The organism is Sphingomonas citri, from assembly GCF_019429485.1.
In the GTDB taxonomy this organism is placed as follows: domain Bacteria; phylum Pseudomonadota; class Alphaproteobacteria; order Sphingomonadales; family Sphingomonadaceae; genus Sphingomonas; species Sphingomonas citri.
Genome location: NZ_JAHXZN010000001.1, coordinates 511,016 through 528,567 on the forward strand (window position 1 = coordinate 511,016; position 17,552 = coordinate 528,567).

Annotated in this window: 17 protein-coding genes; 4 read left to right on the top strand and 13 right to left on the bottom strand. The window is 70.8% G+C overall.

Translation table 11 applies throughout. From position 1 onward, the window contains the following. Positions 1 to 76 precede the first annotated feature (76 nt). A complete protein-coding gene (locus KZ820_RS02540; protein WP_219747119.1) occupies positions 77 to 607 on the bottom strand; it encodes an adenine phosphoribosyltransferase in 531 nt (176 codons plus the stop codon). A gap of 159 nt (positions 608 to 766) precedes the next feature. Between KZ820_RS02540 and KZ820_RS02545 the strand changes: the two genes are divergently transcribed. The 3 genes from KZ820_RS02545 (at position 767) to KZ820_RS02555 (ending at position 3,532) form a co-directional block, all read left to right on the top strand. After that, positions 767 to 2,317 carry an amidase gene (locus KZ820_RS02545; RefSeq protein WP_219747120.1) on the top strand — a complete coding sequence of 517 codons (1,551 nt, stop codon included), beginning with the start codon at positions 767 to 769 and terminating at the stop codon, positions 2,315 to 2,317. Between the two features lie 103 nt (positions 2,318 to 2,420). After that, entirely contained in the window at positions 2,421 to 2,822 is a 402-nt protein-coding gene (locus KZ820_RS02550) for a (R)-mandelonitrile lyase (RefSeq protein ID WP_219747121.1), read from the top strand. After that, entirely contained in the window at positions 2,819 to 3,532 is a 714-nt protein-coding gene (locus tag KZ820_RS02555) for a RibD family protein (RefSeq protein ID WP_219747122.1), read from the top strand. The genes KZ820_RS02550 and KZ820_RS02555 overlap by 4 nt, the downstream gene beginning before the upstream one ends. Here the strand turns inward: KZ820_RS02555 and KZ820_RS02560 are convergent. The 9 genes from KZ820_RS02560 to KZ820_RS02600 all read right to left on the bottom strand — a co-directional run bounded on the left by KZ820_RS02560 (position 3,517) and on the right by KZ820_RS02600 (position 11,721). Continuing rightward, positions 3,517 to 4,218 carry a TadE/TadG family type IV pilus assembly protein gene (locus tag KZ820_RS02560; RefSeq protein ID WP_219747123.1) on the bottom strand — a complete coding sequence of 234 codons (702 nt, stop codon included), beginning with the start codon at positions 4,216 to 4,218 and terminating at the stop codon, positions 3,517 to 3,519. The genes KZ820_RS02555 and KZ820_RS02560 overlap by 16 nt on opposite strands. Next, positions 4,209 to 4,793: a TadE/TadG family type IV pilus assembly protein gene (locus KZ820_RS02565; RefSeq protein WP_308462099.1), complete on the bottom strand. Its 585-nt coding sequence runs from the start codon at positions 4,791 to 4,793 to the stop codon at positions 4,209 to 4,211. Before KZ820_RS02565 ends, KZ820_RS02560 begins: the two co-directional genes overlap by 10 nt. Then, positions 4,790 to 6,673, bottom strand: coding sequence for a TadE/TadG family type IV pilus assembly protein (locus KZ820_RS02570; protein ID WP_258047701.1), 1,884 nt, complete (start codon positions 6,671 to 6,673; stop codon positions 4,790 to 4,792). The genes KZ820_RS02565 and KZ820_RS02570 overlap by 4 nt, the downstream gene beginning before the upstream one ends. Before the next feature lie 195 nt (positions 6,674 to 6,868). After that, positions 6,869 to 7,105 (bottom strand): DUF6894 family protein, encoded by a 237-nt coding sequence (locus KZ820_RS02575; RefSeq protein ID WP_219747126.1) that lies wholly within the window; start codon positions 7,103 to 7,105, stop codon positions 6,869 to 6,871. Between the two features lie 82 nt (positions 7,106 to 7,187). Further along, a complete protein-coding gene (locus KZ820_RS02580) occupies positions 7,188 to 7,934 on the bottom strand; it encodes a 3-keto-disaccharide hydrolase (protein WP_219747127.1) in 747 nt (248 codons plus the stop codon). A gap of 94 nt (positions 7,935 to 8,028) precedes the next feature. Beyond that, on the bottom strand, positions 8,029 to 8,955 hold the full coding sequence (bla, locus tag KZ820_RS02585; protein WP_308462100.1) for a subclass B3 metallo-beta-lactamase: 927 nt from the start codon (positions 8,953 to 8,955) through the stop codon (positions 8,029 to 8,031). A 167-nt stretch (positions 8,956 to 9,122) separates the two neighbouring features. Beyond that, on the bottom strand, positions 9,123 to 10,676 hold the full coding sequence (gene guaA / locus KZ820_RS02590) for a glutamine-hydrolyzing GMP synthase (RefSeq protein ID WP_219747128.1): 1,554 nt from the start codon (positions 10,674 to 10,676) through the stop codon (positions 9,123 to 9,125). Positions 10,677 to 10,813: 137 nt separating this feature from the next. Further along, a complete protein-coding gene (locus KZ820_RS02595) occupies positions 10,814 to 11,335 on the bottom strand; it encodes a DUF1697 domain-containing protein (RefSeq protein ID WP_219747129.1) in 522 nt (173 codons plus the stop codon). After that, positions 11,332 to 11,721 carry a VOC family protein gene (locus KZ820_RS02600; protein ID WP_219747130.1) on the bottom strand — a complete coding sequence of 130 codons (390 nt, stop codon included), beginning with the start codon at positions 11,719 to 11,721 and terminating at the stop codon, positions 11,332 to 11,334. The genes KZ820_RS02595 and KZ820_RS02600 overlap by 4 nt, the downstream gene beginning before the upstream one ends. A 161-nt stretch (positions 11,722 to 11,882) precedes the next feature. On the opposite strand from KZ820_RS02600, the gene KZ820_RS02605 reads away from it, so the two are divergent. Continuing rightward, positions 11,883 to 14,573 (top strand): AMP-binding protein, encoded by a 2,691-nt coding sequence (locus tag KZ820_RS02605; protein WP_219747131.1) that lies wholly within the window; start codon positions 11,883 to 11,885, stop codon positions 14,571 to 14,573. Here the strand turns inward: KZ820_RS02605 and KZ820_RS02610 are convergent. From KZ820_RS02610 to KZ820_RS02620, 3 genes are read right to left on the bottom strand one after another with little or no spacing between them, the layout of a single operon-like run. After that, positions 14,488 to 15,285 (bottom strand): SDR family NAD(P)-dependent oxidoreductase, encoded by a 798-nt coding sequence (locus KZ820_RS02610; protein WP_219747132.1) that lies wholly within the window; start codon positions 15,283 to 15,285, stop codon positions 14,488 to 14,490. The two genes, KZ820_RS02605 and KZ820_RS02610, sit on opposite strands and share 86 nt — an antisense overlap. A 17-nt stretch (positions 15,286 to 15,302) precedes the next feature. Continuing rightward, positions 15,303 to 16,361, bottom strand: coding sequence for a phosphotransferase family protein (locus tag KZ820_RS02615; protein WP_219747133.1), 1,059 nt, complete (start codon positions 16,359 to 16,361; stop codon positions 15,303 to 15,305). Continuing rightward, positions 16,358 to 17,443 (bottom strand): Zn-dependent alcohol dehydrogenase, encoded by a 1,086-nt coding sequence (locus KZ820_RS02620; RefSeq protein ID WP_219747134.1) that lies wholly within the window; start codon positions 17,441 to 17,443, stop codon positions 16,358 to 16,360. Before KZ820_RS02620 ends, KZ820_RS02615 begins: the two co-directional genes overlap by 4 nt. Positions 17,444 to 17,552: the final 109 nt, after the last annotated feature.

Genomic DNA, 17,552 nt, shown 5'->3' on the forward strand with positions numbered 1-17,552 from the left:
ACCACGGAGGAAGCGGCTGGTACGCGCCGCCAATGCGGAGCCAACGGCGCTGAGCCGGTGGCGGTTCCGGCGACGCTCAGTGACCCTCGAAGGCCACCAGCGCGCTGACCGCGATGTCCTCGTCGCGCAGTCGCTGGGCGCCGCCCAGGTCGGGCAGGTCGACGACGAACTGGGCCTGGCGCACCTCGGCACCGGCCTTGCGCAACAGCCGCACCGCGGCGCGCGCCGTGCCGCCGGTGGCGATGAGGTCGTCGACGAGCAGCACGCGCGCGCCCGGCGCACAGGCGTCGGCGTGGATCGCGATCCGGTCGCTGCCGTACTCGAGCGCATAATCCTCGGCGATGGTCGCCCCGGGCAGCTTGCCGTCCTTGCGGATCAGCAGCACGCCGGCGCGCAGCGGCACCGCCAGCGCTGCGGCGAAGAGGAAGCCGCGTGCCTCGATCCCCGCGACCAGATCGACCGGCCCCTCGGTCGCCGCCACCATCCGCTCGACGCAGGCGGCCAAGCCGGCAGGATCGAGCAGCAGCGTGGTGATGTCGCGGAACTGGATGCCGGGTTTGGGGAAGTCGGGTATGGTCCGGATCAGGGCCCGAAGATCGTCGTTCATGCGCGGCTCCGCTGCGGCGGGAAAGAAGAAGGCGCGCCGAGGCGCGGAAGTCGCGGGTTCCTAGCCGTTGCGGGGCGGAAGTCCATCGCCGGGGCGTCGCGCGCTTGCCCAAGCAAGGGCGAACGCGCGAGAATAAGCGCGGATGATGAGGAGCAACCGATGCGGGTGACGATGACGGCGATGGTTCTCACCGGGAGCCTGCTCGCGCTGCCCGCGACCGCGGCCCCGCAGGTGGAGGAAGTATCGCTCGAGCAGCTGAGCGCGCAGCTCGCCGCCGGCAAGACCAGCAGCGTCGCGCTCACTCGCGCCTATCTCGCGCGAATCGCCAAGATCGACCGCAGGGGCCCGACCCTGCGCAGCCTGATCGCGCTCAACCCCGATGCACTTGCCCAGGCGCGCGCGCTCGACGCCGAGCGCGTCGCCGGACGCGTCCGCGGCCCACTTCACGGCGTGCCGATCCTGCTCAAGGACAATATCGAGACCGCCGACCCGATCGCGACCACAGCCGGCAGCCTAGCGCTTGCCCGCAACATCACGCGCCGCGACGCTCCCTTGGTGGCGCGGCTGCGCGCGGCGGGCGCGGTGATCCTCGGCAAGACCAACCTGTCCGAATGGGCCAACATCCGCTCGACGCGCTCGATGAGCGGCTGGAGCGCGGTCGGCGGGCTGGTGCGCAACCCCTATGCGCTCGATCGCACCGCCTGCGGCTCCTCCTCGGGCTCGGGCGCCGCGGTCGCCGCCAGCCTCGCCGCCGCGGCGGTAGGCACCGAGACCGACGGCTCGGTCACGTGTCCCTCGTCGATCAACGGGCTCGTCGGGCTGAAGCCGACGCTGGGGCTGGTCAGCGCCGAGCGCGTCGTGCCGATCAGCCATAGCCAGGACACGCCGGGGCCGATGGCGCGCAGCGTACGCGACGTCGCGCTGCTGCTCGGCGGGATGACCGGCGAAACCACCGACTATGCCGCCGCGCTCTCCACCAGCGCGCTGAGCGGCACGCGCGTCGCGGTGATCCGTCCGCCTGAACTGCGCCCCGCGCTCGCCTCGCGCTACGACGCCGCGCTGGCGGTACTTCGCGCCGCCGGCGCCGAGCTGGTCGAAGTCACGCCGCCCAAGCTCGAGGGGCTCGGCGAGGCCGAGCTGCTGGTGCTCAAGACCGAGCTCAAGGCCGATCTCAACGCCTATCTCGCCACCACGCCCGCGAGCGTCACGACGCGCACGCTCGCCGACGTGATCGCCTTCGACCGCGCCCATGCCGCGACCGAGATGCCGTATTTCGGCCAGGAGCTGTTCGAGGCCGCGGAGCAGACCAAGGGGCTCGACGACCCGGCCTATCGCGCCGCGCGCGCGACCTCGCTGCGGCTCGCCGGCGCGCAGGGGATCGACGCGATGCTGCGCCAGGCGCGCGCGACGCTGCTGGTGGAGCCAAGCTACGACGCCGCCTGGCCGAGCGACCGCGTCTATGGCGACCAATATGGCGGCCCCTCGGCGTCACAGCTGCCGGCGATCGCAGGCTATCCACACCTTACCGTGCCGATGGGGCTGGCGGACGGGCTGCCGGTCGGCCTCTCGTTCATCGCCACGCGCGGCGGCGACCAGGCGGTGCTCGGCGCGGGCTATGCCTATGAGCAGCGCGCGCGGGCGCGGGTGGCGCCGCGTTACCTTGCCACGGCTGGGGTAAATGCCGCGGCGGACGCCGGGGCCGTGCGCTGACGAAGCCGGTTCATGGCGGCGTCGCGACTTGCTCATCGCGACGCCACGGAGACGGTGCGCGCGCGCGGCGTTGAGCGGGCAACATCCTCGCGGAGACGTATCCATGAAAATCACGCGCAGCGGCGACATCGCCTCATCGCGCGGCCCGGCGAATTATTTCGCCGGCACCGTTCGGCTCGACATGCCTTTCGAGGGCAGCGGTGCGCTCGCCGGCGCCACCGTCACCTTCGAGCCGGGCGCGCGCACCAACTGGCACACGCACCCGCTCGGCCAGACGCTGCTCGTCACCTTCGGACGCGGGCGGGTGCAGCGCGAGGGCGGCGCGATCGAGGAGATCGCGCCGGGCGACATCGTCTATTTCGCGCCCGACGAGCGTCACTGGCACGGCGCCGCACCCGATGCCGCGATGACGCATATCGCCATCGCCGAGAAGAGGGACGGCAGCGCGGTCACGTGGCTCGATCCGGTCAGCGACGAAGAGTATGGCGGCGGGAGTGCGGCATGACCCGCCCGCGCCTGACCTGCCTGATGGCGGGCTCGCTCGACGGTCGGCTCCACCCGAGCCGCTGGACCGAGAGCCCCGACGGCACCGCGGCGGACTGGACCGGCGCCTATGAGGCGATCCACGACCGCTACACCGCGGACGGCTGGATCGTCGGCCGGGTCACGATGGCGGAGATGGCGAGAGGCGAGCCGCATCCGCCTTCCCCCATCGGGGCGCCACCCCGTCCGCTCCATGTCGCGCGCGACCACGGCCCCTATGCGATCGCGCTCGATCGCGACGGCAAGCTCCACTTCACCGCGGCGGACATTCACGGCGACCATGTCATCGTGCTGCTCGGGCCGGACATCCCCGACTCGCATCTCGCCGAGCTGGTTGGCGACGGCGTCTCCTACATCGTTTGCCAGGAGCACGCCGGCCGGCTCGACCTCGCCGCCGCGCTGGACGTGCTGGGCGAGCGGTTCGGTGCGCGCCACCTGCTGCTCGAGGGCGGGGGCGGGGTGAACGGCAGCTTCCTCGCCGCCGGGCTGGTCGAGCAATTCGACCTCGTCCTCGCGCCCGCGCTGGACGGCAGCGACAGCCGCGCGATCGTCGAGGCCGGGGAGACAGGACTGAAAGGCAAGATCCGGCTCAAGCTGATCGGCGTCGACCCGCTCGCTCACGGCGCGCTTCATCTGCGCTACGCCGTCACCGTAGCTCAGGACGCGGTGTAGCGGTCGCAGGTGTAGCGCTGCGCCGTCGGCGCGGGATTGTAGACCATGTCGAAGGTGCGCCGGTCGCGCACGATGAACGAGGCGGTGTAGCGCATCTGCTGCACGCCCGCGCTCAGCCAGCGGCTGCTGATGATCGGGTTGTAGAGGTAGTTGACCTCCACGAACATCACCCCGGTGCCCGTCGGCGCGGTGACCTGCGCGCCGGGCTTGCCCATGCCGGTCACCACCGTACCGGCATAGCCGCTGCCGGTCTGGGTGCCGGCCGTGACCGGCGTCGTCCCGTAGTGCGAGTCGTAGTCGGCGCCGCTCTGCGTGCCGAGGCAACGCTGCCAGTGGATATATTGCTTCCCGCCGCTCTCCTCGAGCGAGGAGACGATGATGCGCCCCCTGGTGGTGAGCCCGAGCTTGGCGCCCTGCAGCCGCGCCGCGGTGAGCACGTCGTTGATGTCGACCTCGCGCAACTGGGTCGAGTTGTCGCTCTGCATGCTGCCGACACGCGAGGCGTTGTCGGCGAGGTTGAGCGCGAGCTGGCTGACCTGCAGCGAGGTCAGCGCGAGGTTGCTCGTCTCGATGCCGTAGCAGCCGAGCGTCAGCACAACGGGCAAGGTGAGCGCGAACTCGATCATCGACACGCCCGAGCGGTCGCGCCGCAGCCGTGCGGCGAGCGGGGCGAGGCTCAGGTGCATATCGATTTCACCACGTTGCTGGTCTGGGTCTTGTACGGCTGATTCTTGAGCAACGTGCTGGCGGACAGCGACTGCACCCGAGGCCAGCCGGCCAGCGCCGCCATCGGGAAGATGCGGTTGTAGGTCAGCGTGACGGTATAATTGGTGACGTCGTTGGCGCCGCCCTGCCCGCCGACCCCCGGGTCGGCGTCCCACACGCCGTTACCGTTGACGTCGTCGAAACACTCGCCGGCGTCGCGCACGCCGTTCCTGTTCTGGTCGTCGAACGCCTCCGGCTTGACCAGCGAGAAGCTGGCGTAGCTCTTGCGCGACGTGGTGATCGTCATCCCGCCGCCGAGCGAGGCGAGCATCGAGCGGACCTTGGCGTCGATCGCGTTCTGATCGGCGGCGTTGTTCTCCAATGCGCTGTCGCGCCCCGCCTTGATCACCGCGCCTTCCAGCACCGAGCGGACGTAGACGCCGTAAAGCAGGTCGAAGAGTCCGAGCACGACGAGGAACAGCACCGGTGCGAGCAGCGCGAACTCGATCGTACTGACGCCGCGGCGGTCGCGGACGAGCCCCGGGCGCGCGCTCACTGGTCGATCCGCAGCATAGCGACCTGCTTGGCGATCTTCTGGAAGATCGCTGACAGACCGCTGCCGGTGGTGGTGTAGAGCGCCTGCGAGCTGTTGCGTGCGCATTGCGTCAGCTGGTCGCTGGAGCTGGTGTCGATCGCCACCGTCCACACGTCGATGCCGAGCTGGCGCGCGCGGCCGCACTCGTAGAGGAAGCGCGCATTGTGGTAGCTGGTGAGGTTGCCCGTGTCGCCGTTGCTGACGCGCTTATCGAAGTTCTCCACGCCGTACATGCCGTAGATCACCTCACTCGGCGACATGTCGCCGTCGGTCAGGAAGACGATGACCTTGCGCGGCAGCGGTTGACCGGTGCGACCCTTGTTATCGGAGGAGAAGACGCCCGCATTCGACAAAAGGCGCGTGCCCCAGATCATCCCGGTATCGTGGTAGGTACCGCCCAGCGGCTTGAAGTCAGCGGCGTCGACATAGGCAGCGATGTCGGACGCGCTCATCGTCGACAATCGATGGATCGGCTTGCCGCACGAGTAATAGCCCGACTTGCGCATCCACGCGAGATTGTAGCTTGGACGGTAACTTGTATCGTCGCCGTTGCTCGTGTCCGTCGGCGATGACTGACGGAAATATTCCACGTCAGGCCACATCGGCCGCCAGCGCGTCCGCGCGTCGGTGGTGGGGATCAGGTCGGGATCGAGGTCGTACGAGGCAGACGTGAAGCTCGTCGTCCCCGCCTCGGTCGCACGCTCCTCGACGCAGCCGTCCCAAGCGGTAGTCTCGCCCTTCACCTTGGTTGGGTCAGTGACCGTGCTGCCACTCAGGAACTTGGACACGTCCCAGCTATATTGCTGATATTGGTACTGGGGACCGACAGTCCGCGTGAGATTGCCGTAGCACTTGCCATCGCTGCTGTTCCAGCGCTGCCCCCCGCTCCACGTTGCCGTACCGCTGCTGTTGTTGTACGTGAGCGGCGCGCTGACCGCGGGCGAGCGCGTGCCGTCGATCGTGGTGCAATTCGTCGATGTCTTGTTGTTGGCCGTGCCCGTCCAGCTGATCTCGTAATCCTTCCACGGCCAGCGGGTCTGATAGGCCACCGTCTCGCCATTCACGCCGCCTAGCAGATAGGAAGGTGAGACCTGGTAGATCGCCTTGCCGGCGTTGACCGTCGACGTATAGGTGACAAACCCATAGCGGACGCGCGTGCTGCTATCGACCGATGACGCGATCACCGCGGAGAAGTCCTTCACCGCTTGACGCAGCGCCTTGATACGCGACCCATTGCCCGCGGTGGTTTCCGGAACAGCATAAGCGGTCGAGCCGAGATATCCTGCGACCGCGTCCGGATCGCTTCCGGGGCGAGCGTAGGACTGAACCGTAGTGCTGCTGACATAGCTATTGCACTGCGTGTCGGTGTCTTCCGGGCGGCACGCCATCGAGCCCGTGGTGTCGAGGACGAAGACGATGTCGGTGTCGGCGATGTCGAAGCGCGCCTTGCACGTCACCGTCAGATTGGCGGTGGCCATCGAGAACATCTTCATGACGGTCATCGGCACCTGCACGGTCGCGGTCCCCGCCACCTGCTGGTCACTGGTCTTGGTGGGGGTGAAAGTGGCGCTGGATGAGCCGAAGAAACCCGCGCCGAAATTATTGGTGAAGAACGTTTTGGCCTGGGTCGTCGCGTTAGCGTCGAGCGTCGTGCCGCCGTCGGTCGCCATGAAGCGCCGCCCCGCCAGCACGCCCGCGTCGCACGCCTGCTGAAGCCGTGACTTGACCACGTACATGCGCGACACGTCGAGCGCCGAACCGGCGAGCGCGGCGAGCGGGATCATCGCCACCGCCATCATCGCCGCGACATTCGCGCCGCGATCGCGGGCCAGGCGGGTCAACCAGGAGAAGCTCGTCATGCGCATGCGACCGCGTCGGGGCCCGACGCGTCACCGGCGCACGCGTCGAGCGGGGGAAACCAGCCGCCCTCCCCGTCTCGCGGAGCCGAGAGCGACGCGGGTCTACGACCTCGTCGCTTACCACTATGTCATTCGTACTTAAGGATTGGTTCGCACGACCGTATACGAGACACCGCGTCACTCGTCGGGAGCACCGCGGACGCCGACCGTGGCGACTATCACGTTGAGCAGCGGGCGGCGGCTCGAGTCCTCCACCGTCACGCGCCAATGGCCCTCCTCGGCATAGCCGGGATGGTCGGAGAGATAGCCGCCGAGCCGCCGCACCGCCTCGTTGCGCGCCGCCGCCACGTCGGTGCAGTCGATCCCGGTCGCGTCCCGCTCGCGACCGGCAAACTGAAAATAGAACAGAGCCATAGGCCTCAGAAGCGCGGTAGAGGCCGATCGTTCCGGAGACTGATCCAGGGCAGTGGCTCGGCAGCCGCCGCCCCGGGCCGGATCACCGCGCCGCGCCGATCCGACGGAGCTTGATGTTGCGGAAGGCGACCGGCTCGCCATGGTCCTGCAGCGCGATCACGCCGCTGGTGAAGGTGCCGTAGAGCGGCATCTTGGCGAACTTGGACTTGGCCACGCGCGCCTTCCACGCCGCGTCGCCGTAGGACACGTCGGCGGTCGGCACGCCGTTGAGCCACTGGCGGATGCGGCCGGGCTCGACCAAGAGCCGCGCGTGGTTCCAGCTGCCCGCCGGGCGCGACACGCCCGCGGGCGGCACGGTGATGTCGTAGAGCGAGCCGGCACGATGCGACGGGATCTTGCCGTCGGGGTGGCCCTGATCGTCGAGCACCTGCATCTCGAGCCCGGTCTCATAGCTCTGCGTCGTCTCGGGCACGTTGCGGGCGAGATAGATCACGCCGCTGTTGCCGCCCTTCTCCACCTTCCAGTCGAGCGTGAGCTCGAACGGTCCGTAGCTCTCGGCGGTGGCGAGATCGGCGCCGCTCATGTGACCGCCCGAGGCGGTGAGCTCGAGCGCGCCGTCGCGCACCACCCAGGATGGTGTCGGCGCGCCGCCCTTGAACGAGCGCCAGCCGGTGAGATCGCGGCCGTTGAACAGCAGGGTCCAGCCCGCGGCGCGCTCCTGGGCGCTGAGCGTGTTGGGCGCTGACGCGCCGCGCTGCGCCACGCTCGGCGCCGCCGACAGCGCCAGCGCGAGCGCGGCCACGCCCGCCTTGGTCAGATTTCGCATCATGTCTCTCCTTCTCGTCGGCGCCGTCCCATCGTCGGGCGACGCCGGTGCGATCCACCGGTACTCAAGCGCATGCGGCCGTCCACCGCAACGCCGCTCAGCGCTTCTCCTCGCGCAGCGTGCGCTCGAAATCGACCCGTGCCGCGCGCGCCATGTCGCCGAGCAATCGCGGCGCGACGAGCGTCCCAACGCGCGCGCGGGCGAACACGTCGGCCGCCTCGGGGTGCATCGGCAACACCACGTCGGCGTGCAGCCGCTCGATCCGGTCGAAGGTGGCGCGATAGTCGCGCACGATCGCGGGATAGCGGCGATTGCCGATCAGGCGATTACCCGCGACCGTCATACTGCCCGCGAACACCACCTCGCGCGCGCGACCGTGATCGACCACGCGCATGGTCCAGCTGGTACAGCCGGGCGTGTGTCCCGGAGTCGCCACGGCGCGCAGCGTGACATCGCCGAGCCTGACTTGCTCGCCGTCCGCCACCGGCGACACGCGCGTCACCGCGGGGAAACGGTGGACGCCGTAGCTGGTCTCGCCCGGCGGGGTCCCGCTCCGCAGCGCGGCGACGTCGCCGCTGCCGGCGAGCACGCGCGCGCCGGTGTCGTGCCGCATGCGCTCGAGCCCGCCGACATGGTCGAAATGCGCGTGGCTGACGAGGATGAGCTTGACGTCGCTGAGCTTCAGCCCGAGCGAGCGAATGTTGCGCTCGATCGCGGGGACGTTCTCGGCCATCGTCGCGTCCACCAGGATCGCGCCGGCACTGGTGCGGATGAGATAGGCGCCGAGCCCGCGCGTGCCGACATAGGTGATCGGGCCGAGCAGGTGCAGCGGCGGGCGCGGCTGGGTCCACTCGGGCGGGTCGCTGCTCGCGGCATTGGCAGGCGCAGCGGGGAGCGCGAGCGCGGCGGCGATGGGCAGGAAGGCGCCGACAAGGCGGAGAGCATTGAAGCAAGCCCGCGCCGGTGACGCGCCCCGGATCGCAGTGTCACGCCGCGCACGGCGGCTCGCGCCGCCGAATGACACGAGCGAGCAGCCACCGGCTGCTCGCTCGTCCCGCGCGCCGCGGCGGCTCGCGCCGCCGAATGACGCAGGCGAGCAGCCCCCGGCTGCTCGCTCGTCCCGCGCGCCGCGGCGGCTCGCGCCGCCGAATGACGCGGGCGAGCAGCCCCCGGCTGCTCGCTCGTCCCGCGTCATTCCCACTCGATCGTGCCCGGCGGCTTGGAGGTGTAATCGTAGGTCACCCGGTTGATGCCCTTCACCTCGTTGATGATCCGTGTCGCCACCCGCGGCAGGAAGTCGCCCGGGAACTGGAACGCCTGTGCCGTCATCCCGTCGGTCGAGGTGACTGCGCGCAGCGCCAGCACCGAATCATACGTCCGCCCGTCGCCCATCACGCCGACCGAGCGCACCGGCAGCAGCACCGCGAAGGCCTGCCAGATCGTGTCGTACAGCCCCGCCGCGCGGATCTCCTCGAGGTAGATCGCGTCGGCCTTGCGCAGGATGTCGCAGCGCTCCTTGCTGACCTCGCCGGGGATGCGGATCGCGAGACCCGGCCCCGGGAACGGATGGCGGCCGACGAAGGCGTCGGGCAGCCCCAGCTCGCGGCCGAGCTCGCGCACCTCGTCCTTGAACAATTCACGCAGCGGCTCGACCAATTTCATGTTCATTCGCTCGGGCAGGCCGCCGACATTGTGGTGGCTCTTGATCGTCACCGACGGGCCGCCGGTGAAGCTCACGCTCTCGATCACGTCGGGATAGAGCGTGCCCTGCGCGAGGAACTCGGCGCCGCCGATCTTGCGCGCCTCATCCTCGAACACGTCGATGAAGGTCTTGCCGATGAACTTGCGCTTGGCCTCGGGGTCGGTGACCCCCGCCAGGCCGCCGAGGAACAGCGTCTCCGCGTTCACGTGCACCAGCGGGATGTTATAGTGGTTGCGGAAGAGCCCGACGACCTGGTCGGCCTCGCCCGCGCGCAACAGCCCGTGATCGACGAAGACGCAGGTGAGCTGGTCGCCGATCGCCTCGTGGATCAGCACCGCCGCCACCGCCGAGTCGACCCCGCCCGACAGGCCGCAGATCACGCGCCCGCTGCCGACCTGCGCGCGGATCTCGGCGATCTTGGTGGCGCGGAACTCGGCCATCGTCCAGTCGCCCGCCAGCCCGCAGACGTGGCGCGCGAAATTGGCGATCAGCTTGCCGCCGTCGGGCGTGTGGACCACCTCGGGATGGAACTGCATCCCGTAATAACGGCGCGTCTCGTCCGCGGTGAGCGCGAACGGCGCCCCCTTGGACGAGGCCACCGGGGCGAACCCGGGTGCGAGCGCGGCGACATGATCGCCGTGGCTCATCCACACCTGATGGCGCTCGCCCGACTGCCACAACCCGTCGAACAGCCCGCAGGCGGCGTCGACCTCGACATAGGCCTCCCCGAACTCGCCGGCATTGCCCTTCTCGACCTTGCCGCCGAGCTGCTCGTTCATCACCTGCTGGCCGTAGCAGATGCCGAGCACCGGTACGCCCGAGTCGAACACTGCCTGGGGCGCGCGCGGGCTTCCCTCGTCCACGACCGAGGCAGGACCGCCGGAGAGGATCACGCCCTTGGGGCGCATCCGCTCGAACGCGTCGGCGGCGGACTGGAAGGGCGCGATCTCGCTGTAGACCCCCGCCTCGCGCACGCGGCGCGCGATCAACTGGGTCACCTGGCTGCCGAAATCGACGATGAGGATGCTGTCGGGATGCTCCATGGCGGGCCTGTAGCGGCTGTGCCCCTGGCTTGGAAGGGGCGCGAATGTTGCGAATGTTGAGTCCGGAGCGGGGTGCGCGGCGGCGGATGTTGCGAATGTTGAGTCGACCGCCGCGCGCCGCGCTCCACCGCACCGCTTCATGCCGCGGAGACCTCCGCCGTCATCGCGACCAGCTTCGCCACGGTGTTGACGTTGCGTGCAGTCCCCTCCGCCGCACTCGGCAGCTTGAGCCGCGACCGCCCCATTCCCGCGCCGTACGCGACGTAGATCTCGCGCGCGCCGAGAGCCAGCCGCTCCCCATCGGGCGCTACCGCGCGCTCGAGCGTGTCGGCCTGGGGCGGCGCGTCGAGGAAGTGGAGCACGGTGGTAGAGGGCGGCGCGTCGGCGAAGGGATTGGCAGCGAGCGCCGCCGCCAGCTCGGCCGCGGTGCGCACCGCGACGCTCACCTGCCGCCCGGTCGACACCTGCAAGGCCTCCTCAAGGCGCCGCTTGACCGTTGCCGCGTCGAGCGGGCTCGTGAAGACCACGTTGCCGCTCGCGATATAGGTGCGCACCGCCGCGAAGCCCGCCGCCTCGCACAGCCGTCGCAGCTCGGCCATCGCCAGCGCGCCCGTGCCGCCGACGTTGACCGCGCGCAACAGCGCCACATAGGCCGTCATCCCCGGCTCACCGCGCATAGCTTGTTGCCGTCGGGATCGCGGACATAGGCCAGCACCGCGGGGCCGAGGCTGGTCTCGCGCGGGCCGGGCGCGTCCTCGATTGAGGTGCCGCCGTTCGCCACCGCGACGTCGTGAAACCGCTGCACCTGCTCGGCTGAGTCGCAGCGGAAGGCGACCGTGCTGCCGTTGCCAACGCTCGCCGCGGCGCCGTCGATCGGCTGGCTGACGCCGAACATGGTGCCGTTGTGACGATAGAACAGGCGCTCGTGCCCGCTCGGCGCGGTGTCGCGGCGCGCCGGCGGTGCGCCCAGCACACCGAGCACCGCGTCGTAGAAGCGCGCCGACCGCGCGAGGTCGTTCGACCCGACCAGAACATGGTTCAACAAGGCCGCTCTCCTTCTCCCCTAGGGACGCATCTCGTGACAGATCGCGCCGGCGTAGGACAGCCCGTCGCCCGCGCGGGCCGGGAAACCGCCCGAGCGAAGAAGTCCGTGTAGCGCGCCGTTCGTCGTTCCCCGTCCCGCTACATAGCGCCCGTGGGGAAGCGATGACATTCTGGCAGGACCTGGAGCGGCACGCCGGCCGCGTCGCCTTCGTCACCGCCGCGGGCGACACGCTCGATTATGCCGCGCTGGCATGCGCGGCCGACGCCGTCTTCGATCTGCCGCGCGGCACTCCGGTGCTGCTGGCGCTCGACAACGACCTCGCCGCGATGATCGCCTATCTCGGCGCGCTGCGGCGCGGGCTCCCCGCGATCGTCACCGCCGCCGGGGACACGACCGCCGACCGCGAGCGCGCCGACCGACTGATCGCCGCGTTCCGACCGGCGGCGCGCTGGTCGAGCGCGCGCGGCACCGAGCGGCTGCGCGACGCCGGCGACGCGCCCGCGGCGCACCCCGGGCTCGCGCTGCTGCTGTCGACCTCAGGCTCGACGGGCGCGACCAAACTGGTACGGCTGTCCGCGCGCGCGGTCGACGCCAACGCGCACGCGATCGCGGCCAGCCTCGCGCTGACGCCCGACGAGCGCGCGATCACGACGCTGCCGCCGGGCTATGCCTACGGCCTGTCGGTGATTCACTCGCATCTCGCGGTAGGGGCGACGACGATCCTCTACGCCGGCTCGGTGGTCGACCCGGCCTTCCGCGCCGTGATCGAGCGCCATCGCGCCACCTCGTTCGGTGGGGTGCCGCACAGTTATGAGCTGCTCGACCGCGCCGGCTTCCTCGACTCGCTGCCCGAGTCCCTGCGCACGCTGACCCAGGCCGGTGGTCGGCTCGCACCCGAGCTGCTCACCTCGGTCGCGCGGCGCGCGCGTGCCGCCGGCAAGCGCTTCGTGGTAATGTACGGCCAGACCGAGGCGGTGGCGCGGATCGCGACGCTCGACGTCGATCCCGATCACGTGGTCGCGGGCGGGATCGGGCGCGCCATCCCGGGCGGCACGCTCACGCTGGTCGATCCAGAGACCGGCGCCTTCGCGGCGACCGCGGGCGAGCTGGTCTATACCGGCCCCAACGTGATGATGGGCTATGCCGAGGCGGCGGTCGATCTCGCGCGCGGCCACGAGCTGACCGCGCTGCGCACCGGCGACCTCGCCGAGCGTCTGCCCGACGGCGCCTATCGCGTGACCGGTCGCCGCAGCCGCTTCATCAAGCCGTTCGGGCTGCGCGTCGCGCTCGACGAGGTGGAGCAGCGACTCGCAGCCGCGAATGTCTCCGCGGTGGCCGCGGGCGACGACGCGCTGCTGGTGGTCGCGGTATTGGCACCGGGCGACGTGGCCTCGGCCGAGCGGTTCGTCGCCGACAAGGTCGGCCTGCCGGCGAGCCATCGCGCGGTGCTGGCGCTCGACGCGGTGCCGCGGCTCGCCTCGGGCAAGGTCGACTATCCCGCGCTGCTCGCCGCCGGTCGCGCGGCGGCGGGAGCGATCCGGACGGCTGCCTCCGCGGGCGCGTTGCGCGCGGCGCTCGCCGCGGCACTGGGCCGCGACCGGGTAGAGGACGGCGACTCGTTCCGCTCGCTGGCGGGCGACTCGCTCAGCTATGTCCGCGCCAGCCTGGCGATCGAGGAGGTGCTCGGCACGCTGCCCGAGCGCTGGGAGGAGCTGACGGTCGCACGGATCGAGGCGCTCGCCCGACCGACGACAGCGCGCGCCGATCCGGGCTTCCGCTGGGTCGCGACCGACGTGCTGCTGCGCCCCGCCGCGATCGCGCTGGTGGTCGCCAGCCACGTGCTCGGCGACCCCGCCAACCGCGCGATCAAGGGCGGCGCGCTCGCGCTGATGATCCTCGCGGGCTACGGCCTCGCGCGCTTCCAGTCGCGGCGGCTGCTCGGTTCGGCGCGCTGGGGCGTGATCCGCGACTATCTGCTGCGCGTCGTCGCACCCTTTCTGGCGATCCTCCTAGTCTATCGCGCGCTCACCCCCAACCGCTTCGGCTGGCAGACGCTGCTGCTTCTGGGCAATATCGTCCATGATCCCGGCGTGCGGACGATGGCGCAGTTCTGGTTCGTCCCCGCGCTGTTCCACTGCACACTGGCACTGCTGCTGCTGCTCGCCATCCCGCCCGTGCGGCGCCGCGCCGAGCGATCGGGCTGGGCGATCGGCTTCCCGCTGCTGTCACTCGCGCTCGCGGCGAAGGTCGCCGGGCTCGCGCTGCGCGGCGCCGTGTCGGCGGACGATTTCAGCACAGACGCCTGGGCCTATGCGATCACGCTCGGCTGGCTGGCGAGCTACGCCGAGACCGGGGCGCAGCGCTGGACCGTGATCCTCGTCACCGCGCTGGTGACCGCGCTCGACTGGGGGGCGAGCGACTCGCACGCGCTGATCGCGGAGGCGGTCGTCGCCGCGCTGCTGCTCACACCGCGGGTGCTGGTCCGGCGCGAGGTCGCGGCGGTGCTGGGCTATCTCGCGCGCAGCAGCCTGTTCGCCTACCTCACCCAGGGGATCACCATCCACCTGCTGCGCGACCGCCTCGGGATCGACGGCGTGGCGCCCAACGTGGTCGCTGCGTTGACGGTGGGAGCGCTGGCCTATGCCGCGTGGGAGCAGCTAATGCGGCGTCTCCGCGACGGCTGGCGGGGGCGCGGGCGGCGCTGGCCCGCGCGTCGCGGCGTATCGCCGGTGTGCCGCCCGTCTCGCCCGGCGCTCGCTGGCCGCCTCACACCGCGGTCTTGCCATAATCCTGCCGCGTCACCGGATGGCTCGACGACAATCCGCCGTCGACCACGATCGCCTGGCCGTTGACGTAGCTGGCGTCGTCGCTGGCGAGGAACATCGCGACGCGCGCCAGTTCGTCGGGCTGCGCGCCGCGCCGCAGCGGGTTGAGCCGGCCGAGCCGGTCGAGCTTGCCCGCCTCGCGCGCGTAATCGAAGGTCGGTCGAGTCATTTCCGTCTCGGTCAGCCCGGGGCAGATCGCGTTGACCCGCACGTTGCTGCCGCTGAGCTGCTGCGCCGCCACCTGCGCGAGGTTGATCACCCCCGCCTTGCTCGCCGAATACGCCGGCGACCCCGCCCCCGAGCGCAGCCCGGCGACGCTGGCGGTGAGCACGATCGCGCCACCCCCGCGCGCGGCGATCAGCGGTGCGGCATGTTTGATGGCAAGGAACGGGCCGATCAAATTGACGCGCAGCACCTCGGTGATCAGCGCGACGTCGGTGTCGAACAGGTTGGCGAGCCCGCCCGAGATCCCGGCGTTGGCGAAGATCACGTCGAGCCCGCCGTGCCGCTCCGCCGCCAACGCGACCAGCCGCGCGACATCGCCCTCGTCGCCGGCGTCGCCGCGGAACGCCAGCGCGGTGCCGCCCGCGTCGATGATCGCGGCGGCGGTCGCGTCCGCTCCCTCGCTGACGTCGGCGGCGACGACGCGGCCGCCCTCGCGCGCGAACAGCAGCGCGGCGGCGCGACCGATGCCCGAGCCCGCGCCGGTGACGACGATCGACTTGCCCGCGAACCGCATCCGCTCCCCCTCCCCGCTCAAGCCCCGGCACGCCCGGCGAAGTGCCAGGCCGCGCTCACCAGCATCGGCAGCCGCGCCGCGGTCTCCTGCGCGCGCGCGTTGGCGGCGGTGCCGACCAGCACGCGCTTGCGGATGCCCTGGACGATGCTGGCCAGGCGGAAAAGGTTGAAGGCGAAGTACCAGTCGATCGTGACCGGCTCGTCGCGTCCGGTCCGCGCCGCGTAGCGCGCCAGCATCTCCTCCAGCGTCGGGATGCCGGTGGCGTCGCCGGTCAGCCCCATCACGCCCGAGCGCCCCTCGGGCTCGGTGACCCAGCTCATCAGGTAGTAGGTCAGGTCGGCGACAGGATCACCGAGCGTCGACAGCTCCCAGTCGAGCACCGCGGCGACGCGCGGCGCCTCGCCCGGCGCGAAGCGCATGTTGTCGACGCGATAGTCGCCGTGGACGATGGCGGTGCGGGTCTGCGGCGGCACGGTGCGCGGCAGCCACTCGATCAGCCGCTCCATCTCGGGCAAGGTCTCGGTCTCGGCGCCGCGATATTGCTTGGTCCAGCGCGCGACCTGGCGCTCGAAATAATTGCCCGGCCGGCCGTAGTCGCCGAGGCCGATGCGCTCGGCGTCGAGATTGTGGAGATCGGCCAGCGTGTCGATCATCGCGTGATAATGCGCCCGGCGCGCCGCGGGGGCGAGCTCGGGCATGGCCCCGTCCCAGATCGTCCGCCCCTCCACCATCTCCATGACGTAGAAGGCCGAGCCGATCACTGCCGCGTCCTCGCACAGCGCGTACGGCCGTGGCACCGGGAAGCCGGTGGGGTGGAGCGCGGCGATGACGCGATACTCGCGTTCGACCTGGTGCGCCGAGGGAAGCAGCTCCCCCAAGGGCTTGCGCCGCAGCACGTAGCGCCGCGCGGGCGTGTCCAGCCGGTAGGTCGGGTTCGACTGGCCGCCCGCGAATTTGGCATAGTCGAGCGGGCCGGCGAAGCCGGGCACGTGCTCGGCCAGCCACGCGCCCAGCCGCGCCGTGTCGAGCCGGTCGCGCTCCGCGATGTCGCGCTGGATCGAAGGGTCGCCGCTCATGCGAAGACGATCACGCTACGGGTGGTGTCGCCGCGGCGGAGCTCGTCGAAGGCGTGGTTGATGCGTTCGAGCGGCAGCCGCTCGGCGATCAGCGTGTCGAGGTCGAGCAGCCCGCGCTGGTAGAAGTCGACCAGCCGCGGCACGTCGATCGGGAAGCGATTGGAGCCCATCAGCCCGCCCTGCAATCTCTTGCCCGACAGCAGGTCGATCGCGGACAGGCCGACCCCCTCGGCCGGCGGCAGCATGCCAAGGATCGTCGCGGTGCCGCCACGGCGCAGCACCGCCACCGCGGTCGCGGCCGACTGCGGGCGACCGACCGCCTCGATCGCGTGGTGGACGCCGCCGCGGGTCGCCTCCACCACCGCCGCGGCGACACCCTCGGCGGCGCTGTCGAACGTGTCCGTCGCGCCGAGCCGCTCGGCGATGGCGCGCTTCTCGGGCACGGGATCGAGCGCGACGATCCGCCCTGCCCCCGCGATCCGTGCGGCGTTGATCGCGGCGAGCCCGATCCCGCCGCAGCCGACCACGCATACCGTCTCGCCCGGCGCGACGTCCGCGGTGTTGAAGACCGCGCCCGCGCCGGTCGTCACCGCGCAGCCGATCAGCGCGGCGCGGTCGAGCGGCATCTCGCGGTCGATCGCGACACAGGCGTGTTCGTGCACCAGCATCTGCTCGGCGTAGGCGGAGAGGTTGAGCATCTGCGCCACCGCGCCGCCGTCAGCGAGGCGCAGCCGCGGCTCGGCGCCGCGTGGGCGCCGCGTCTCACCGCTGACGCACAGCGACATGCGGCCGCTGAGGCAGAACTCGCAGTGGCCGCAGAAGGCGGAGAGGCAGGTGACGACATGGTCGCCGGGCCCGACGGTGCGCACCTCGCTGCCGACCGCCTCGACCACCCCCGCCGCCTCATGGCCGGGGATGGCGGGGAGCGGGTGCGGGTAGAGGCCGTCGACGAAGTGCAGGTCGGAGCGGCACACGCCGACCGCGGCGGTGCGGATCAGCACCTCATGCGCGAGCGGCTTGCTGACGGTGACGTCGGCGATCGCGAGCGGTTCGCGCGTGGCGGTGAGGACGGCGGCTCTCATTCGGCCTCGCACCGGGTTCGTGCGCAGCGGGAAAGTGGCACCCGTTCGCGCTGAGGAGAGGCTGAGCTCGTCGAAACCTCGTCCCGGCGCGCCGGCGCGACCCTTGTAG